At 66.6% G+C, this 18,165-nt stretch carries 16 protein-coding genes; 9 read left to right on the top strand and 7 right to left on the bottom strand.

Going from position 1 to position 18,165, the window contains the following annotated elements:
• Window positions 1–55: 55 nt before the first annotated feature.
• Window positions 56–517 carry a DUF2846 domain-containing protein gene (locus C1925_RS17915; protein WP_204324091.1) on the bottom strand — a complete coding sequence of 154 codons (462 nt, stop codon included), beginning with the start codon at window positions 515–517 and terminating at the stop codon, window positions 56–58.
• Between the two features lie 572 nt (window positions 518–1,089).
• On the opposite strand from C1925_RS17915, the gene C1925_RS17920 reads away from it, so the two are divergent.
• Window positions 1,090–1,491 (top strand): hypothetical protein, encoded by a 402-nt coding sequence (locus C1925_RS17920; protein WP_108770079.1) that lies wholly within the window; start codon window positions 1,090–1,092, stop codon window positions 1,489–1,491.
• Between the two features lie 118 nt (window positions 1,492–1,609).
• On the opposite strand, the gene glmS is transcribed toward C1925_RS17920, so the two are convergent.
• Window positions 1,610–3,448, bottom strand: a complete 1,839-nt coding sequence (glmS, locus tag C1925_RS17925; RefSeq protein WP_108770080.1) for a glutamine--fructose-6-phosphate transaminase (isomerizing) — start codon at window positions 3,446–3,448, stop codon at window positions 1,610–1,612.
• A gap of 203 nt (window positions 3,449–3,651) precedes the next feature.
• Here glmS and C1925_RS17930 point away from each other — a divergent pair, with 203 nt between their 5' ends.
• The 7 genes from C1925_RS17930 (at window position 3,652) to C1925_RS17960 (ending at window position 11,467) form a co-directional block, all read left to right on the top strand.
• Window positions 3,652–4,929, top strand: coding sequence for an efflux RND transporter periplasmic adaptor subunit (locus C1925_RS17930; protein WP_079223537.1), 1,278 nt, complete (start codon window positions 3,652–3,654; stop codon window positions 4,927–4,929).
• Between the two features lie 24 nt (window positions 4,930–4,953).
• Window positions 4,954–5,676, top strand: coding sequence for an ABC transporter ATP-binding protein (locus tag C1925_RS17935; protein ID WP_108770081.1), 723 nt, complete (start codon window positions 4,954–4,956; stop codon window positions 5,674–5,676).
• A gap of 10 nt (window positions 5,677–5,686) precedes the next feature.
• On the top strand, window positions 5,687–6,988 hold the full coding sequence (locus C1925_RS17940; RefSeq protein ID WP_108770082.1) for an ABC transporter permease: 1,302 nt from the start codon (window positions 5,687–5,689) through the stop codon (window positions 6,986–6,988).
• A gap of 20 nt (window positions 6,989–7,008) precedes the next feature.
• Window positions 7,009–8,226, top strand: coding sequence for an FtsX-like permease family protein (locus tag C1925_RS17945; RefSeq protein ID WP_108770083.1), 1,218 nt, complete (start codon window positions 7,009–7,011; stop codon window positions 8,224–8,226).
• Window position 8,227: 1 nt separating this feature from the next.
• Complete coding sequence (locus C1925_RS17950; RefSeq protein ID WP_108770084.1) at window positions 8,228–8,623, top strand: PDZ domain-containing protein; 396 nt, start codon at window positions 8,228–8,230, stop codon at window positions 8,621–8,623.
• A 139-nt stretch (window positions 8,624–8,762) separates the two neighbouring features.
• Entirely contained in the window at window positions 8,763–10,109 is a 1,347-nt protein-coding gene (locus tag C1925_RS17955; RefSeq protein ID WP_108770085.1) for a sigma-54 dependent transcriptional regulator, read from the top strand.
• Window positions 10,106–11,467 carry an ATP-binding protein gene (locus C1925_RS17960; RefSeq protein WP_108770086.1) on the top strand — a complete coding sequence of 454 codons (1,362 nt, stop codon included), beginning with the start codon at window positions 10,106–10,108 and terminating at the stop codon, window positions 11,465–11,467. Before C1925_RS17955 ends, C1925_RS17960 begins: the two co-directional genes overlap by 4 nt.
• A 292-nt stretch (window positions 11,468–11,759) precedes the next feature.
• On the opposite strand, the gene glmU is transcribed toward C1925_RS17960, so the two are convergent.
• The gene (gene glmU / locus C1925_RS17965) at window positions 11,760–13,127 is read right to left on the bottom strand and encodes a bifunctional UDP-N-acetylglucosamine diphosphorylase/glucosamine-1-phosphate N-acetyltransferase GlmU (RefSeq protein ID WP_108770087.1); all 1,368 of its coding nucleotides are present in this window, start codon (window positions 13,125–13,127) and stop codon (window positions 11,760–11,762) included.
• Window positions 13,128–13,209: 82 nt separating this feature from the next.
• On the opposite strand from glmU, the gene C1925_RS17970 reads away from it, so the two are divergent.
• Window positions 13,210–13,596, top strand: coding sequence for a GtrA family protein (locus C1925_RS17970; protein WP_108770088.1), 387 nt, complete (start codon window positions 13,210–13,212; stop codon window positions 13,594–13,596).
• 194 nt (window positions 13,597–13,790) lie between these two features.
• Here the strand turns inward: C1925_RS17970 and C1925_RS17975 are convergent, their stop codons facing one another.
• The 4 genes from C1925_RS17975 to atpA form a co-directional block, all read right to left on the bottom strand.
• Window positions 13,791–14,213: a F0F1 ATP synthase subunit epsilon gene (locus tag C1925_RS17975; RefSeq protein ID WP_005411127.1), complete on the bottom strand. Its 423-nt coding sequence runs from the start codon at window positions 14,211–14,213 to the stop codon at window positions 13,791–13,793.
• A 2-nt stretch (window positions 14,214–14,215) separates the two neighbouring features.
• Window positions 14,216–15,622, bottom strand: coding sequence for a F0F1 ATP synthase subunit beta (atpD, locus tag C1925_RS17980; protein WP_079223556.1), 1,407 nt, complete (start codon window positions 15,620–15,622; stop codon window positions 14,216–14,218).
• A gap of 38 nt (window positions 15,623–15,660) precedes the next feature.
• Window positions 15,661–16,524, bottom strand: coding sequence for a F0F1 ATP synthase subunit gamma (gene atpG / locus C1925_RS17985; protein ID WP_108770089.1), 864 nt, complete (start codon window positions 16,522–16,524; stop codon window positions 15,661–15,663).
• Window positions 16,525–16,607: 83 nt separating this feature from the next.
• Window positions 16,608–18,155 (bottom strand): F0F1 ATP synthase subunit alpha, encoded by a 1,548-nt coding sequence (gene atpA, locus C1925_RS17990; RefSeq protein WP_108747433.1) that lies wholly within the window; start codon window positions 18,153–18,155, stop codon window positions 16,608–16,610.
• Window positions 18,156–18,165: the final 10 nt, after the last annotated feature.

Consider the following 18,165-nt stretch of genomic DNA (forward strand, 5'->3'; position numbering starts at 1 on the left):
GTGGTCCGGTGGCGATGGCTCATCCGCCATCGCCACTTCGAACGGCCCGCCTACCTCACTTCGAGCAACGCCCGCGCTGGGCCAGGCTCAGCTGCGCCACCTCGCGGCGGCCCTCGGCTTCAGGCATCACCGTCAGCTTGGCGCCACCGACGAACACGCCCATCTTGATCGACTGCTGGATGAAGTAGTTGCGGCCCGCCTCGGTGTAGAGCTTGACGTCGTTGGGCGAGAACTCCGATTCGGTGGAGATCACGTGCTCCTGGTTGCCCGGCACCAGGGTGTAGAAGAACACCTTGTTGGCCGTCTCACCCAGGCACTCGCCATCGATGCGCAGATCCTTCTTCAGCGCCTGGCCGACGAAGGAGTTGCGGTACACGTACACGCCCGCCTTGCCTTCTTCCGGTACCGGGAAGCTCTTGGCCACGTCTACCTGGCCCTTGTCCGACATCGGAACACTCGCACACCCGGACAGCAGGCTGATCGCCGCTGCCATTGCAACCACGTGCCACTTGCTCATCTACAGCCCCCTGTTATGCGTGCCATGCACGCGGATTGAATTCTGCAATCGCACCCGTGTTGAACGGGCGTGGTGGATCGACGCCCACCTCGACGCCGCGGCATTTGCGCAGGTGGGTGGACGGATCGGGAAATCGAGAGTGGCGCGGGCATCCTCCGTGATGCGGGCGGCGGTGTGCGCAGATGGTGCCATGTCGGCAGGGAGCGTCGCAATCGGCTCGCCACACCCTCTGCCTGCAACAAATCGCCTGGTTACAACACTTTCGAACTTTCCAACTTTTCTCATTGGCGGCCAAGGCCATCCATGCGAAACATGGACCGCCACCGAAAACGGGTGGCACGGGCTTGCAATCCCGTTTGAACTACCTAGCAGTTACGCTTGTCTGTCGGCGCCATCCTCTGTGGATGGCGTCGGCAGACATTCTGCCCGCGCACCTATGGCGGGCGGCGCGTGGGGGCCTCGTGCCCGCCGGCTTTTCGCTAGGTTGTTCACCGGTATTGCAACCACGCACCGTCCGCCACCCTCGCCGTTAAGCGGGGTGGCTCCTTTGCCGCATGCATGAGGAAGCCGCCATGAGCACCACGCGATACCCATATCTGTTCGCCACCCTGGGCGAGGCCGCCAACGCGCTGCCCGATGAGCTCGCCCAGCCGCTGGAAACCACCCTTGCTGCCCAGCAGGCCGATGATGGCATCACCCTGCTGGGTAACCTGCGGCGCATCCGCCAGGTGGACGCCGCCGATGGCCAGCCTTTGCAGCGCAACGGGCGCAGCGCGGGGCAGTGCATGGCGCTGGCGCGCATCAACCGGGCAAACGCCGGGCTGACCGTGCTGCTGGAACTGCTGCACGCCAGCGAGCGCGTCCGCGCGGATGGCGACGAAGCGCAGCAGGTCGGCAACGACGTGCGCGAAGGCCTGCTGCTGGCCTGCCGCGGGTTGTCCGAATATGTGGATGTGCAGGTGCACGCCGCCTGAGGCAGCCCGCCGGGCATGGCCCGGCGCTACCGATGTTCGCCGGGCATGCCGTAATGCCGATGTTGGGCGGCGCCGGGTAGCGCCGGGCCATGCCCGGCGACCATTGGCCCGAACGGGCTTACTCCACCGTAACGCTCTTGGCCAGGTTGCGCGGCTTGTCCACGTCGGTGCCGCGCGCCAGCGCGGTGTGGTACGCCAGCAGCTGCACCGGAATGGTGTGCACGATCGGGCTGAGCACGCCGGCGTGGCGCGGGGTGCGGATGACATGCACGCCTTCGGACTCGTTGAAGTTGCTGTCCTGGTCGGCGAACACGAACAGCTCGCCACCGCGGGCGCGCACTTCCTGCATGTTCGACTTCACCTTTTCCAGCAGACTGTCGTTGGGCGCGATCACCACCACCGGCATGTCCTCGTCCACCAGCGCCAGCGGCCCGTGCTTGAGCTCACCGGCCGGGTAGGCCTCGGCGTGGATGTAGGAGATTTCCTTGAGCTTGAGCGCGCCTTCCAGCGCGATCGGGTAATGCAGGCCACGGCCCAGGAACAGGGCGCTGCTCTTGCGCGCGAAGCGCTCGGCCCACGCCGCGATCTGCGGCTCCATGTTCAGCGCATGCTGCACGCTGCCCGGCAGGAAGCGCAGCTGCTCCAGGTAGTCCGCTTCCTGTGCGGCATCGACGCGGCCGTGCAGCTTGCCCAGCACCACGGTCAGCTGGAACAGCGCGGCCAGCTGGGTGGTGAAGGCCTTGGTCGACGCCACGCCGATCTCGGCGCCGGCGCGGGTGTAGCAGACCAGTTCGCTGGCACGCGGAATCGCGCTCTCCGGCACGTTGCAGATCGACAGCGTGTGCTTGTGGCCCAGCGACTTGGCGTACTTCAGCGCTTCCATCGTATCCAGCGTTTCGCCGGACTGGGAGATGGTCACGATCAGGTGCTTGGGGTTGGCATACGCGGCGCGGTAGCGGTATTCGCTGGCGATTTCCACGCTGCACGGCAGGCCGGCGATGGATTCGATCCAGTAGCGCGCGGTCAGGCCCGAGTAGTAGCTGGTGCCACAGGCCAGGATCTGCACGCCTTCGATGCCGGCCAGCACGGCCTCGGCATTCTTGCCGAACAGCTCGGCCGGGAAGCCACCGGCGTCGATCGCCGCTTCGAGGGTGTCACCCAGCGCACGCGGCTGCTCGTGGATTTCCTTCTGCATGAAGTGGCGGTACGGGCCCAGCTCCAGCGAGGCCAGCGACACGTCGGACAGGTGCACGTCGCGCTCGACCGGCTGGTCGTGCTCGTCGAACACCTGCACGCCATCGCGGCGGATGTCGGCGGTGTCGCCCTCTTCCAGGAAGATCACCTTGCGGGTGGCCGAGATCACCGCCGAGACGTCGGAGGCGACGAAGTTCTCGCCTTCGCCCAGGCCGACCAGCAGCGGGCAGCCCATGCGTGCGCAGACGAAATGGTCCGGCTCGGCACGGCTGACCACGGCCAGCGCATAGGCGCCGGTCAGTTCCTTCACCGTGCGCTGCAGCGCGCCCAGCAGGCTGTCGCCGCCCTTCAGGTGGTGGTGCATGAGGTGGGCGATCACTTCGGTGTCGGTCTGCGACTCGAAGGTGTAGCCCAGCGCGCGCAGCTTCTCGCGCTGCTCTTCGTGGTTCTCGATGATGCCGTTGTGCACCAGCGCCACGCCGGCACTGATGTGCGGGTGCGCATTGGCCTCGGTCACCCCGCCATGGGTGGCCCAGCGGGTATGGCCGATGCCCAGCTGGGAACTGAAGCCTTCCGCCTCGGCGGCGGTGGCCATTTCCGAGACACGACCGGTACGGCGCACGCGGCGCACGTCAGCACGCTCGGCATGGTCGATCACCGCGATGCCGGACGAATCGTAGCCGCGATACTCCAGCCGCTTCAGTCCTTCGATCAGCAACGGCACCACATCGCGATCAGCGATCGCTCCTACGATTCCACACATGTCGCACTTTTCCTTGAAGACGGTCGCCGCATTCTAGCGTGGGTGTCCACGCCGTCCCTCCTGTCCGCTTAATGAAAGTGTCCGCAACAGTGTCCGCGGACACCCGGACACAGGGAACCATATCGCAAGTCATTGAAATCACGTGAAATAAAGTTGGCACGGAGCGTGCTTGGTTCTCTGCACCACCGACAGGCACGCACCCGATGATCCGCGACACCTCTGCCCAGGACCAGATCGTTTCCGCCCCTTCCGCCAGCGCCCCCCGTGCGGCCTGGCAGCGCTACCGCTGGCCGGCCCTGGGTGCGGTCGCCCTGCTGGCCGCCATCGGCTGGGCGGTGCATGCCTGGTCCAACGCCAGCCGCTCCTTCGACAGCAGCCGGGTGCGCATCGCCGAAGTGCAGCGCGGCGACCTGGTGCGCGACATCGCCGCCGACGGCCGCGTCATCGCCGCCAACAGCCCGACCCTGTACGCCATTTCCGCAGGTACGGTGGACCTGAAGGTGGTGGCCGGCGACGTGGTCAAGAAGGGCCAGGAGCTGGCGATCATCGACAGCCCGGAACTGCGCAGCAAGCTGGCCCAGGAACAGGCCACCCTGGCCGGCCTGGAAGCGGAGGCCAGCCGCGCCGCGCTGGACGCCACCCTCGCCCGCGCCAAGTCGCGCAAGGAAACCGACCAGGCCAGCATCGAACGGCAGGCCGCCGACCGTGACCTGCAGCGCTACCAGCGCGGCTACGACGGCGGCGCGGTGCCGCAGATCGACCTGGCCAAGGCCCAGGACTCCCTGAAGAAGGCCGACATCACCCTGGCCAACGCCACCACCGATGCGCGCCTGCAGAGCCAGGGCGCCGACCTGGACGCGCGCAACAAGCGTCTGCTGGCCGATCGCCAGAAGGCGGTGGTGGCCGAAGTGCAGCGCCAGGTCGATGCGCTGACCCTGCGCGCGCCGTTCGACGGCCAGGTCGGTCAGGTGCAGGCCACCCAGGCCACCAACCTGGCGGCCAACGCGCCGGTGCTGGGCGTGGTCGACCTGTCCAAGTTCGAGGTGGAGATCAAGGTGCCGGAGAGCTTCGCCCGTGACCTGGCGATCGGCATGCCGGCTCAGCTGACCGGTGGCAACGGCAAGCCGTTCCCGGGTGAGATCAGCGCGGTCTCGCCGGAAGTGGTCAACGGCGAGGTCAACGCCCGCGTGCGCTTCGCCGCCGCACAGCCGGAAGGCCTGCGCCAGAGCCAGCGCATGTCGGTGCGCGTGCTGCTGGATACGCGCCGCAACGTGATGAAGGTCGAGCGTGGCCCGTTCGTCGAACAGGGCAACGGCGTGGCCTACGTGATGGACGGCCGCACCGCGGTGCGCCGACCGGTGGAACTGGGCGTCAGCAGCCTGGGCGAAGTGGAAATCAAGTCGGGTGTGCAGCCGGGCGACCGCATCGTGGTCTCCGGCAGCGACCTGTTCAAGGACGCCGAACGCGTCTCCGTCAACTGACACATCCTGGAGAGAGGACACCCCATGTACATGCTTGAAATGCGTTCGGTCGCCAAGGTTTTCCGTACCGAACAGGTGGAAACCCACGCACTGCGCTCGCTGGAACTGCAGGTCAAGGAAGGCGAGTTCGTCGCCGTCACCGGTCCGTCCGGCTCCGGCAAGACCACCTTCCTCAACATCGCCGGCCTGCTGGAAACCTTCACCAGCGGCACCTACATGCTCGACGGCCAGGACGTCAGCACGCTGGGCGACGATGCCCGCAGCCGCATGCGCAACCAGAAGATCGGCTTCATCTTCCAGGGCTTCAACCTGATCCCCGACCTGAACCTGTTCGACAACGTCGACGTGCCGCTGCGCTACCGCAAGATGGGCGCCGGCGAACGCCGCGAGCGCATCGAGAAGGCGCTGAGCCAGGTCGGCCTGGGTTCGCGCATGAAGCACTACCCCAATGAACTCTCCGGCGGCCAGCAGCAGCGCGCCGCCATCGCCCGCGCCCTGGCCGGCAGCCCGCGCCTGCTGCTGGCCGACGAACCGACCGGCAACCTGGACACGCAGATGGCGCGTGGCGTGATGGAACTGCTGGAAGAGATCAACGCCGTCGGCACCACCATCGTCATGGTCACCCATGACCCGGAGCTGGCCGCACGCGCGCAGCGCAACGTGCACATCGTCGATGGCCAGGTGACCGACCTGGTGCGTGAGCCGGTGCTGGCCACCCCGCGCCGCATCGTCGCCGTCAACGAGTGAGGGCCCGACCATGTTCGCCTACTACGCCCGACTGGCGGCGCGCAGCTTCCGCCGCAACAAGGTCCTGACCGCGCTGATGGTGGTTGCCATCGCGCTGGGCATCGGCGCCTCGATGACCACCCTGACCGTCTTCCACGTGCTCTCCGGCGATCCGATCCCGGACAAGAGCGATCGCCTGTTCTACGTGCAGCTAGATCCGGGCCCCCGCGGTGGCTACGTGCCCGGCGAGGAACCGAATTCGCAGATGACCCGCTTCGATGGCGAGGCCCTGCTGCGCGAAGCCAAGGCCGAGCGCCAGGCGCTGATGAGCGGCGGCGGCGGCACCATCGAGCCGGACGGCAGCACCCTGCAGCCGTTCTCGATCGATACGCGCTGGACCTCGGCTGATTTCTTCCCGATGTTCGACGTGCCGATGCAGTACGGCCATGCCTGGACGCGCCAGGACGACGACGGCCGCGCCCGCGTGGTGGTCATCTCCAAGGCCCTGAACGACAAGCTGTACCAGGGCGGCAACAGCGTCGGCAAGGACATCCGCATGGATGGCCAGAGCTTCCGCATCGTCGGCGTGATGAAGGAATGGAATCCCGAACCGCAGTTCTTCGATCTCACCACCGGCAGCTTCGGCAAGGACGAGGATCTGCTGCTGCCGATGTCGACTTCGATGGACCTGAAGCTGGGCAGCAACGGCAACATGAACTGCTTCGGCGAAAACCCCGACGGCGACAGCTATTCGGTGAACGCCCCCTGCACCTGGCTGCAGTACTGGGCCGAGATGGACCCGGGCAAGGCCGATGACTACCGCCGCTACCTGGAAAACTACTCCAGCCAGCAGCGTGAGGCCGGCCGCTTCGAGCGCCCGCCGAACGTGCGCCTGCGCAACGTGATGGAGTGGCTGGACTTCAACGGTGCGGTGCCCAGCGATGTGCGCCTGCAGCTGTGGCTGGCGCTGGGCTTCCTCGGCGTGTGCCTGGTCAACACGGTGGGCCTGCTGCTGGCCAAGTTCCTGCGCCGCAGCGGTGAGATCGGCGTGCGGCGCGCGCTCGGTGCCAGCCGTGGCCAGATCTTCCTGCAGTGCCTGGTGGAAGCCGGTGCAGTGGGCGTGGTCGGCGGCGTGCTCGGCATCGGCGTGGCCCTGCTTGGCCTGTTCGCCGTGCGCCAGCAACCGGTGGACTACGCCAAGCTGGCCCATCTGGACGGCAGCATGCTGCTGCTGGCCATCGGCCTGACCCTGTTTGCCAGCCTTGCTGCCGGTTTCCTGCCCGCCTGGCGCGCGATGCAGGTCACCCCGGCCATCCAGCTCAAGTCGCAGTAAGTACCGGAACGAGGACTCCCATGGACATCCGCCCCATCCTCAGCACCCTGCGCCGGCACAAGACCGCTGCCGCACTGATCGTGCTGGAAGTCGCCCTGACCTGCGCCATCGTCTGCAACGCGCTGTTCCTGGTCAGCCAACGCGTGGAAAAGATCAGCATGCCCAGCGGCATCGCCGAGAACGAACTGGTGATGGTCCGCGTCAGCGGCATCGGCAAGCAGACCAACGGCATGGCCCGCACCCGCGAGGACCTGGCGTCACTGCGCGCGATCCCCGGCGTCACCGGCGCCACCATCATCAACCAGGTGCCGTTCCGCAGTGGCTCGTCCAGCAGCAGCATCCAGCGCCAGCAGGACCAGGAGCGGCCGACCACCGAGGCATCGATGTACACGATGTCCGAGGATGGCATCCGCACGATGGGCATCAACGTGATCGCCGGGCGTGACTTCCTGCCCGACGAGTACATGGACTACGCCGTCGTCTCCAAGGCCGGTTCCAAGGACAAGGCGGTCCCGGTGATCTTCAGCCAGGCCACCGCCGCGAAGATGGAACCCGACGGCAGCGCGCTGGGCAAGACCTACTACATGGGCAAGCAGCCGCTGCATGTCGTCGGCATCGTCGACACCCTGACCACGCCCACCGGCTGGGACGACAACTGGAACGAGTCGATGCTGATGCCGCTGCGCCGCGGCTTCGACGAAGGCGGCACGTACATGCTGCGCACCGCACCCGAGCGCCGCGATGAAGTGCTCAAGGCCGCCGTCGCAGCGCTGGAGCGCAACGATGCCAATCGCCTGATGCGCGACAAGAAGACCTACGAGGACCAGCGCAACGACTACTTCAAGAACGACCGCGCCATGGTCGGCCTGCTGGTGACGGTGTCCATCGCCCTGCTGGTGGTGACCGCACTGGGCATCATCGGCCTGGCCAGCTTCTGGGTGCAGCAGCGCAGCAAGCAGATCGGCATCCGCCGTGCGCTGGGAGCGACCCGCGGGCAGATCCTGCGCTACTTCCAGACCGAGAACTTCCTGCTGGCCACGCTGGGCATCGTGCTGGGCATGCTCGCCGCGTACGCGATCAACCTGGCGCTGATGAACATGTACGAGCTGCCGCGCATGCCGCTGCTGTACCTGCCGCTGGGTGCGGTGCTGCTGTGGGTGCTGGGCCAGGTCGCGGTGTTCGGCCCGGCCCGCCGCGCCGCCGCCGTGCCGCCGGCCGTTGCCACCCGGGGGGCGTGAGATGCGCGCCCTGGCCCTGGCAATCGCCCTGGCCCTGCCGCTGCCGGTACTGGCCGGCAGCAGCACGGTGCAGACGATGAACTGGCAGCAGGAGGGCGCGCGGCTGGCACTGCGCTCCACCGAAGGCCAGGTGCAGGTCGAGGCGGCCAGCCCCGAGGCGCGCTTCGGCGTGCGCCGGGGCGACCGCATCGTGCGCGTGGACGACACGCCGGTACGCCAGATCGACCAGCTTGCCGCTGCGCTGCGCCAGGCCGACGCAGCGGGCAAGGCGCAGGTCTTCCTGCTGCTGCGGCGCAACGGCAAGACCTTGAGCGCGCCGGTGGCCGTAGCCACCTGGAAGACCGTGCTGGTGCCACCGCCGGCGCCACCACCTCCCCCGCCGCCGCCGCCGCGCTGACGTGCCCCGGCCCCTGCGGGGCCACGGGTTTGGCTATATTGGCGAGGTCACGGTAGCGCCGGGCCATGCCCGGCGGCTCTGCCAACCACGCTGCACCTGATTCCGCCGGGCATGGCCCGGCGCTACCTATATTCAAACCATGCCCGCGATCCTGATCATCGACGACAACGCCAGCGTGGGTACCGCGCTGGACGTGCTGTTTTCCCTGCATGACATCGACACCCTGCAGGCGCAGAGCCCGGCCGACGGCCTGGCGATGCTGGAAGCACACGCCGTCGACCTGGTCATCCAGGACATGAACTTCACCGAGGACACCACCTCGGGCGAAGAAGGCGAGGCCCTGTTCGCGCAGATCCGCGCGCGCCGTCCCGACCTGCCGGTCATCCTGCTCACCGCCTGGACGCACCTGAGCAGCGCGGTGGACCTGGTCAAGGCCGGTGCCGCCGATTACCTGGCCAAGCCGTGGGATGACCGCAAGCTGCTGACCACGGTCAACAACCTGCTGGAACTGTCCGAAGCGCGTCGCGAGCTGGACCAGCGCCGCGCCCGCGAGGAACGCCAGCGCAATGCGCTGGAAGAGAAATACGAGCTGTGCGGCGCGGTGTTCGCCGATCCCGCCAGCGAACGTGTCATCGCCCTGGCCTGCCAGGTCGCGCGTTCGGAACTGCCGGTGCTGATCACCGGCCCCAATGGCGCCGGCAAGGAAAAGATCGCGCAGATCATCCAGGCCAATTCACTGGTGGCCAAGGGCCCGTTCGTGGCGGTCAACTGCGGTGCCCTGCCCTCCGAGCTGATCGAGGCCGAACTGTTCGGCGCTGAAGCCGGTGCCTACACAGGCGCCAACAAGGCGCGCGAGGGCAAGTTCGAAGCCGCCGACGGCGGCACGCTGTTCCTGGACGAGATCGGCAACCTGTCGCTGGGTGGGCAGATGAAGCTGCTGCGCGTGCTGGAAACCGGCCGCTTCGAGCGCCTGGGCTCCAACCGCGAGCGCCAGGTGAAGGTCCGCGTGGTCAGCGCGACCAACGCCGACCTGCCGGCGATGATCCGCGACGGCAGCTTCCGCGAAGACCTCTATTACCGACTCAACACGGTGGAACTGGTGCTGCCGCCGCTGGCGGAGCGACCGGGCGACATCGTGCCGTTGGCCGAACGTTTCCTCAGCGCCGGCAAGCCGCTGTCCACCGCTGCTGCCGCCGCACTGCAGCGACACCCGTGGCCGGGCAACGTGCGCGAGCTGCGCAACGTGATCCAGCGTGCCGAACTGCTGGCCAGCGGCAACCGCATCGAGGTGGCCGACCTCAACCTGCCGCGTGCAGCGGCCGCGCCGCGCCCGACGCCGAGCGCCGGCAATGATCCCGACCGTGCACGCATCGAGGACGTGCTGGCCCGCAACCACGGCGTCATCGCCCAGGCCGCGGCCGAGCTCGGCCTGAGCCGCCAGGCGCTGTACCGGCGCATGGACCGCCACGGCATTCCGCGCGAATGAAACGGCGCTCCTTCACTTTCCTCCTGTTCCTGCGCCTGCTGCCGGTGCTGGCGCTGGCCGCCGCGCTGCCGTGGCTGCTGGCCTACTGGATGAACCACGGCTGGTGGGTGACGGGGATCTCCTCGGTCGTGCTGCTGTCGCTGATGTGGTGGTCGCTGCGCCGCGCCACCGCACCGGTGCGCTCGCTGATGCGCGCACTGGCCGGCACCACCAGCAGCTATCGCGATGGTGAGTTCAACTTCGGCGTGTACTGGCCGGGCAACGACGAACTGGGCGACCTGGTGGACGCACACCGCGAACTGGGCGACGTGCTGCGCGAGCAGCGCCAGGGCCTGGTGCAGCGCGAACTGCTGCTGGACACCATGGTGCAGAACACGCCGGTGGCGATGCTGCTGATCGCGGCCGGTGGCGATGGCATTTCCCGCGTGGTGTTTTCCAACCTGGCTGCACGCAAGCTGCTGCACGGTGGCTGGAAGCTGGAAGGCCAGCGCATGGAAGAGGTGCTTGAACAGCTGCCGGTGGAACTGCGCGATGCCATCGCACGCGGTGGTGACAGCCTGTTCGCGGTGCGCGCGGAAGTCGAGGAGGGCGTCGAGCCCGATGAGGACGACGAGCAGGTCTACCATCTTTCGCGGCGCGCGTTCCATCTGAACGGCCGCCCGCACGATCTGCTGCTGGTGCGCCAGCTGACCGCCGAACTGCGCCGCCAGGAAGTGCAGACCTGGAAGAAGGTGATCCGGGTGATCAGCCACGAACTGAACAATTCGCTGGCACCGATCGCCTCGCTGGCACATTCCGGCGGCGAACTGGTCAAGCGCGAGCGCTTCGATCGCCTGCCGGAAATCTTCAGCACGATCGAAGACCGCGCACGCCATCTGGAGGGCTTCATCCGCGGCTATGCGCGCTTCGCCAAACTGCCGCAGCCGCAGCTGCAGACCGTGCACTGGGCGCCGTTCCTGTCCAGCCTGCGCCAGCAGATTCCCTTCGGCATGGACCGCGAGCCGGACGAGACGCTGAGCAGCCGCATCGACATCGCCCAGTTCGGCCAGGCGCTGTTGAACCTGCTGAAGAACTCGCACGAGGCCTGCGCCGAAGCGGAGCCGCCCAACGACGACGTGCAGGTGCAGTTGACGCGGTTGCCGCAGTGGCTGCGCCTGGACGTGCTGGACCGCGGCAAGGGCATGAACGAGCAGGTGCTGCAGAACGCGCTGATGCCGTTCTACTCAACCAAGCGCAACGGCACCGGCCTGGGCCTGGCACTGACCCGCGAGATCGTCGAGGCACACGGCGGCAGGGTTTCCCTGCAGAACCGCGGTGATGGCGGCTTGTGCGTGTCGATCCTGCTGCCGGTGAGTTGACCGGTTGGCGGCATCCACGCATGGCGTGGATCTACTACAACGCCGCCAACACCCGGTAGATCCACGCCATGCGTGGATGCGGTTCCGGGTAGCGCCGGGCCATGCCCGGCGGCAGTAGATCCACGCCATGCGTGGATGCGGTTCCGGATAGCGCCGGGCCATGCCCGGCGGCAGTAGATCCACGCCATGCGTGGATGCGGTTCCGGATAGCGCCGGGCCATGCCCGGCGGCAGTAGATCCACGCCATGCGTGGATAGGCCGACCAAGGTCGGCCGCTACCAACAGCGGTGCCTCAGCCCTTCTTCACCGGCCGCTTCCAACCGTCGATCGTTTCCTGCCGCGCACGGGCCAGGGTCAGCTTGCCGTCCGGCGCATCACGGGTGATGACCGAGCCCGCCGCGATGGTCGCGCCTTCGCCGATCGTCACCGGTGCCACCAGCGCACTGTTGGAACCGATGAAGGCCTTGTCGCCGATGGTCGTGGTCGACTTGTTCACCCCGTCGTAGTTGCAGGTGATGGTGCCGGCGCCGATGTTGACCTTGCTGCCGATCACTGCATCGCCCAGGTAGGTCAGGTGGTTGGCCTTGCTGCCCACGCCCAGGGTGACCTTCTTGGTTTCCACGAAGTTGCCCACGTGCACGCCGTCGGCCAGCACGGTGCCCGGGCGCAGGCGCGCGAACGGGCCGATCTGCGCGGCACCTTCGGACACCACGCCTTCCAGGTCACAGTGCGCGCGCACTTCGGTACCCGGCCCCAGGCGCACATCCTTCAAGCGGGTGAACGGCCCCACGGTCACGCCGTCGGCCAGCTCCACCCTGCCTTCCAGGATCACATCGACATCGATCAGCACGTCGCTGCCGACCGTGACCTCGCCGCGGATATCCAGTCGCGCCGGATCGAGCACGCGCGCGCCCTGCGTACACAGGGCACGCACCGCGCGGCGCTGCCATGCACGCTCCAGCTGCGACAGCTGCCAGGGATCATTCGCGCCTTCGGCTTCCTGCGCGTCGGACACCAGCGCCATCTCCGCCGGGGTGTACTCGTGCGCGGCGAAGGCAAACACATCGGTCAAGTAGTACTCGCCCTGCGCGTTGCTGTTGGAGAGCTGCGACAGCCAGCGGCGCAGCGCGGTCGATTCGGCGGCAATGATGCCGGTATTGATGGTGCGCACCCGCAGCTGATCTTCGTTGGCGTCCTTCTGCTCGACGATCGAGCCGACCCGGCCTTCGGCATCGCGCAGCACGCGGCCGTAGCCGGTCGGGTCGTCGACCTCGGCCACCAGCACCGCAAGGCGACCCGGCTGCGCCAGCAGGTGGCGCAGGGTGTCCGCGCGGATCAGCGGCACGTCGCCGTACAGCACCAGCACCTGCGCCGCATCCGGCACTTCCGGCATCGCCTGCGCCACCGCATGGCCGGTACCCAGCTGCTGCGCCTGTTCGGCCCACAACAGGTCGGCCTGGTCGGCAAAGCGCTGCCGCACGGCTTCACCGCCATGGCCGTACACCACATGGATGGCGGCGGGCTGCAGTTCGCGTGCCGCGGCGATCACATGGGCCAGCATCGGCTGGCCGGCAATCGGCTGCAGCACCTTCGGCAACACGGATTTCATGCGCTTGCCAGCGCCGGCGGCGAGGATGATGACGTGCAGGGCTTGAGTCATGGGGCAGCGGTCCGTGGTTCGTTGCCGGTGATTCTAGAGCGTCGGCCGTTAACATGGCGGCCTGCCTGCCTCGATTGCCGCCATGAGCCTGCTCCGCCAGGGAAGCGCCTACATCGTCATCGGCCTGCTGCAGCTGGTGCTGGACTGGCTGGTGTTTGTCGCCCTCACGGCGGCGGGCGTGCCGGTGGCCCCGGGCAACATCGCCGGGCGCGTGGCCGGCATGCTGCTGGGCTTCTGGTTGAACGGGCGGATCACCTTCGCCGATGCGCAGGGCCGGCAGCGCCTGGGCTGGCGGCGCTTCGCCCGCTTCCTGCCGCTGTGGCTGCTGCTGACCGTGGCCAGCACGCTGCTGGTGTCCGCCGCCCACCATGCGCTGGGCCTGCAATACGCCTGGCTGGCGAAGCCACTGGTGGAAGCAGCGCTGGCCGCGGTGTCGTTCCTGCTGATGCGCTACGTGGTCTACCGCTGACGGCTGACTCTATCCGTCGGGGCTGGGGGAAAACCTACCCGGTAGAGTCGACCGTTGGTCGACTGCTCTTTCGCGGGGCCGCTTGAAACCCGCGCTGCGCGCGATAGTCGACCAACGGTCGACTCTACCAACGCTGACGGCACAAACAAAAACGCCGGCACGAGGCCGGCGTTTCTGCGGGTGTGGCGCGAACCTCAGTGCTTGAGGGTCTTGCGCAGGCGCTCCAGCGCCTGCAGCTGCACCACGGCCTCAGCCAGCTTCTGCTGGGCTTCGGCCACTTCCATGGCTTCACCGCGGTTGGCCAGGATGCGCTCGGCTTCTTCCTTGGCCTTGCGGACCGAGGCTTCGTCGATGTCCTGCGCGCGGATCGCGGTGTCGGCCAGCACGGTCACCACCTGCGGCTGCACTTCCAGGATGCCGCCGGAAATGGCGAAATCCAGCTGCTCGCCGTTCGGCGTGGTCACCACGACCTTGCCCGGCTTCAGACGGGTGATCAGCGGTGCGTGCTTGGGCGCGATGCCCAGTTCGCCGAGCTCACCCGTAGCCACGACCAGAGTCGCTTCACCACGGAAGATTTCCTGCTCGGCGCTGACGATGTCGCAACGGATGGTGCTCATGATCAGGCCTTCTCAGCCATCTTCTTGGCCTTCTCGACCGCTTCTTCGATGCTGCCGACCATGTAGAACGCCTGCTCCGGCAGGTGGTCGTACTCGCCATCGACGATGGCCTTGAAGCCACGGATGGTGTCCTTCAGCGACACGTACTTGCCCGGCGAGCCGGTGAACACTTCGGCCACGTGGAACGGCTGGCTGAAGAAGCGCTCGATCTTGCGGGCGCGCGACACGGCCTGCTTGTCTTCTTCGGACAGTTCGTCCATGCCCAGGATGGCGATGATGTCCTTCAGTTCCTTGTACTTCTGCAGGGTCTGCTGGACGCGCTGGGCGGTGTCGTAGTGCTCGTGGCCAATGACCAGCGGGTCCATCTGGCGGCTGGTGGAGTCCAGCGGATCGACGGCCGGGTAGATACCCAGCGAGGCGATCGAACGCGACAGGGTGACGGTCGAGTCCAGGTGGGCGAAGGTGGTCGCCGGCGACGGATCGGTCAAGTCATCCGCGGGAACGTAGACGGCCTGGATCGAGGTGATCGAACCGTTCTTGGTCGAGGTGATGCGCTCCTGCAGGACGCCCATTTCCTCGGCCAGGGTCGGCTGGTAACCCACGGCGGACGGCATACGACCCAGCAGTGCCGAGACTTCGGTACCGGCCAGGGTGTAGCGGTAGATGTTGTCGACGAACAGCAGGACGTCCTTGCCCTTGCCGTTTTCGTCCTTCTCATCGCGGAAGTACTCGGCCATGGTCAGGCCGGTCAGTGCGACGCGCAGACGGTTGCCCGGCGGCTCGTTCATCTGGCCGTACACCATCGCCACCTTGTCGAGGACGTTGGAGTCCTTCATTTCGTGGTAGAAGTCGTTGCCCTCACGGGTACGCTCACCCACGCCGGCGAACACGGACAGACCGCTGTGCGCCTTGGCGATGTTGTTGATCAGTTCCATCATGTTGACGGTCTTGCCGACGCCGGCGCCGCCGAACAGGCCGACCTTGCCGCCCTTGGCGAACGGGCACATCAGGTCGATGACCTTGATGCCGGTTTCCAGCAGTTCGGTGGCCGGGGACTGGTCTTCGTACGACGGGGCCGCACGGTGGATTTCCCAGCTGTCGCTGGCGGCCACCGGGCCGGCTTCGTCGATCGGACGGCCCAGCACGTCCATGATGCGGCCCAGGGTGCCAGCGCCGACCGGCACGGAGATGCCGCGGTCGGTGTTGACGGCCACCAGGTTGCGCTTCAGGCCGTCGGTGGAACCGAGGGCGATGGTACGCACCACGCCGTCGCCCAGCTGCTGCTGGACTTCGAGGGTGATTTCGGTGTTTTCCACCTTCAGTGCGTCATACACCTTCGGCACCGACTCACGCGGGAATTCGACGTCGACGACCGCGCCGATGATCTGAACGATCTTGCCCTGACTCATTGCTGCATCCTCTAAATGTGTGCTTTGAACGAACGCGGTCAGACTGCTGCCGCGCCGCCGACGATTTCGGAGATTTCCTGGGTGATCGCTGCCTGGCGCGCCTTGTTGTAGACGAGCTGGAGGGTACCGATCAGCTTGTTGGCGTTGTCGCTCGCCGCCTTCATCGCGACCATGCGTGCGGCATGTTCGGAGGCGACGTTTTCCAGCAGTGCCTGGTACACCAGCGACTCGATGTAACGCGTCATCACGTGCTCGAGCACGGTCGCGGCATCGGGTTCGTACAGGTAGTCCCAGTCGTGGTGAGCGACCTGCTTCTCAGCCGGCGGCAGCGGCAGCAGCTGATCGAAGCTGGCCTTCTGCGTCATGGTGTTCACGAAGCGGTTGTAGACCAGGTACACGCGGTCGATCTTGCCTTCGGTGAAGGCGTCGAGCATGACCTTGATCACACCGATCAGCGATTCCAGCTTCGGCACGTCGCCGATGTGGGTCACGCTGCCGACCATGTTGACCTTCACGCGGCGGAAGAAGGTCGATGCCTTCTGGCCGATGGTCACCAGGTCCACTTCAGCACCCTTGTCCTGCCATGCCTTGGCTTCGCCCAGCATCTTGCGGAACAGGTTGTTGTTGAGGCCGCCGGCCAGACCGCGATCGGAGGAGATCACGATGAACCCGACCCGCTTGACCTGCTCGCGCTCGACCAGGAACGGATGCTGGTAATCGGTGCTGGCCTGGGCCAGGTGGCCGATCACCTGCTTCATCGCCTGCGCGTACGGACGCGAGGTCTTCATCCGATCCTGCGCCTTGCGGATCTTGGAGGCCGAGACCATTTCCAGGGCGCGCGTCACCTTGCGGGTGTTCTGCACGCTCTTGATCTTGGTTTTGATTTCGCGTCCGCTTGCCATCTCTTGTTTCCCGTGGCGCGGGGCTGTTGCCCCGCGTTGTTCAACCGTTTGAGCGGGGCGAGCCCCGCTCTACGAGCGCTGGATTACCAGCTGCCGGTGGTCTTGAACTCGGCGATGCCCTTCTTGAAGGCACCTTCGATGTCGTTGTCCCAACCGCCGGTGGCGTTGACCTTGCCGACCAGCTCGCCCTGGGTGTTGGCGAAGTGGGCGTGCAGGCCTTCTTCGAAGGCCAGCAGCTTGTTGACCGGCACGTCGTCGAGGTAACCCTCGTTGACGGCGTAGATCGACAGCGCCTGGTTGGCGATCGACATCGGCGCGTACTGCTTCTGCTTCATCAGCTCGGTGACGCGCTGGCCACGCTCCAGCTGCTTGCGGGTCGCTTCGTCCAGGTCCGAGGCGAACTGCGCGAACGCAGCCAGCTCACGGTACTGGGCCAGCGAGATGCGGATGCCGCCCGACAGCTTCTTGATGATCTTGGTCTGGGCCGAGCCACCGACGCGCGACACCGAGATACCGGCGTTCACGGCCGGGCGGATGCCGGCGTTGAACAGGTCGGTTTCCAGGAAGATCTGGCCGTCGGTGATCGAGATCACGTTGGTCGGAACGAAGGCGGACACGTCGCCAGCCTGGGTTTCGATGATCGGCAGCGCGGTCAGCGAACCGGTCTTGCCGGTGACCTTGCCTTCGGTGAACTTCTCGACGTATTCCTCGGACACGCGGGCAGCGCGCTCGAGCAGACGGGAGTGCAGGTAGAACACGTCACCCGGATAGGCTTCACGGCCCGGCGGGCGCTTCAGCAGCAGCGAGATCTGGCGGTAGGCCACGGCCTGCTTGGACAGATCGTCGTACACGATCAGCGCGTCTTCGCCGCGGTCCATGAAGTACTCACCCATGGTGCAGCCCGAGTAGGCGCTGATGTACTGCATGGCAGCCGATTCGGAAGCGGTGGCGGCAACCACGACGGTGTGCGCCAGGGCGCCGTTCTCTTCCAGCTTGCGCACGATGTTGGCGATGGTCGAAGCCTTCTGGCCGATCGCAACGTACACGCACTTGATGCCGGTGCCCTTCTGGTTGATCACCGCATCGATGGCCATCGCGGTCTTGCCGGTCTGGCGGTCGCCGATGATCAGCTCGCGCTGGCCACGGCCGATCGGGATCATCGAGTCGACCGACTTGTAACCGGTCTGCACCGGCTGGTCGACCGACTTGCGCCAGATCACGCCCGGAGCAACGCGCTCCACCGGAGCGGTCAGGTCGGTGCCCAGCGGGCCCTTGCCGTCGATCGGCTCGCCCAGCGCGTTCACGACGCGGCCCAGCAGTTCCGGACCGACCGGCACTTCCAGGATGCGGCCGGTGGTCTTGGCGACGTCGCCTTCGCGCAGGTGCTCGTAGTCACCCAGGACCACGGCGCCGACCGAGTCGCGCTCCAGGTTCAGGGCCAGGGCGAAGGTGTTGTTCGGCAGTTCGATCATTTCGCCCTGCATCACGTCGGCCAGACCGAAGATGCGCACGATGCCGTCGGACACGCTGGTCACGGTGCCTTCGTTGCGCGATTCCGCGGCCAGCTTGACCTTCTCGATGCGGTTCTTGATCAGTTCGCTGATTTCGGAGGGGTTGAGCGTGGTTGCCATCGTCAAGTCC

It is taken from the genome of Stenotrophomonas sp. SAU14A_NAIMI4_5 (genome assembly GCF_003086795.1).
GTDB lineage: Bacteria > Pseudomonadota > Gammaproteobacteria > Xanthomonadales > Xanthomonadaceae > Stenotrophomonas.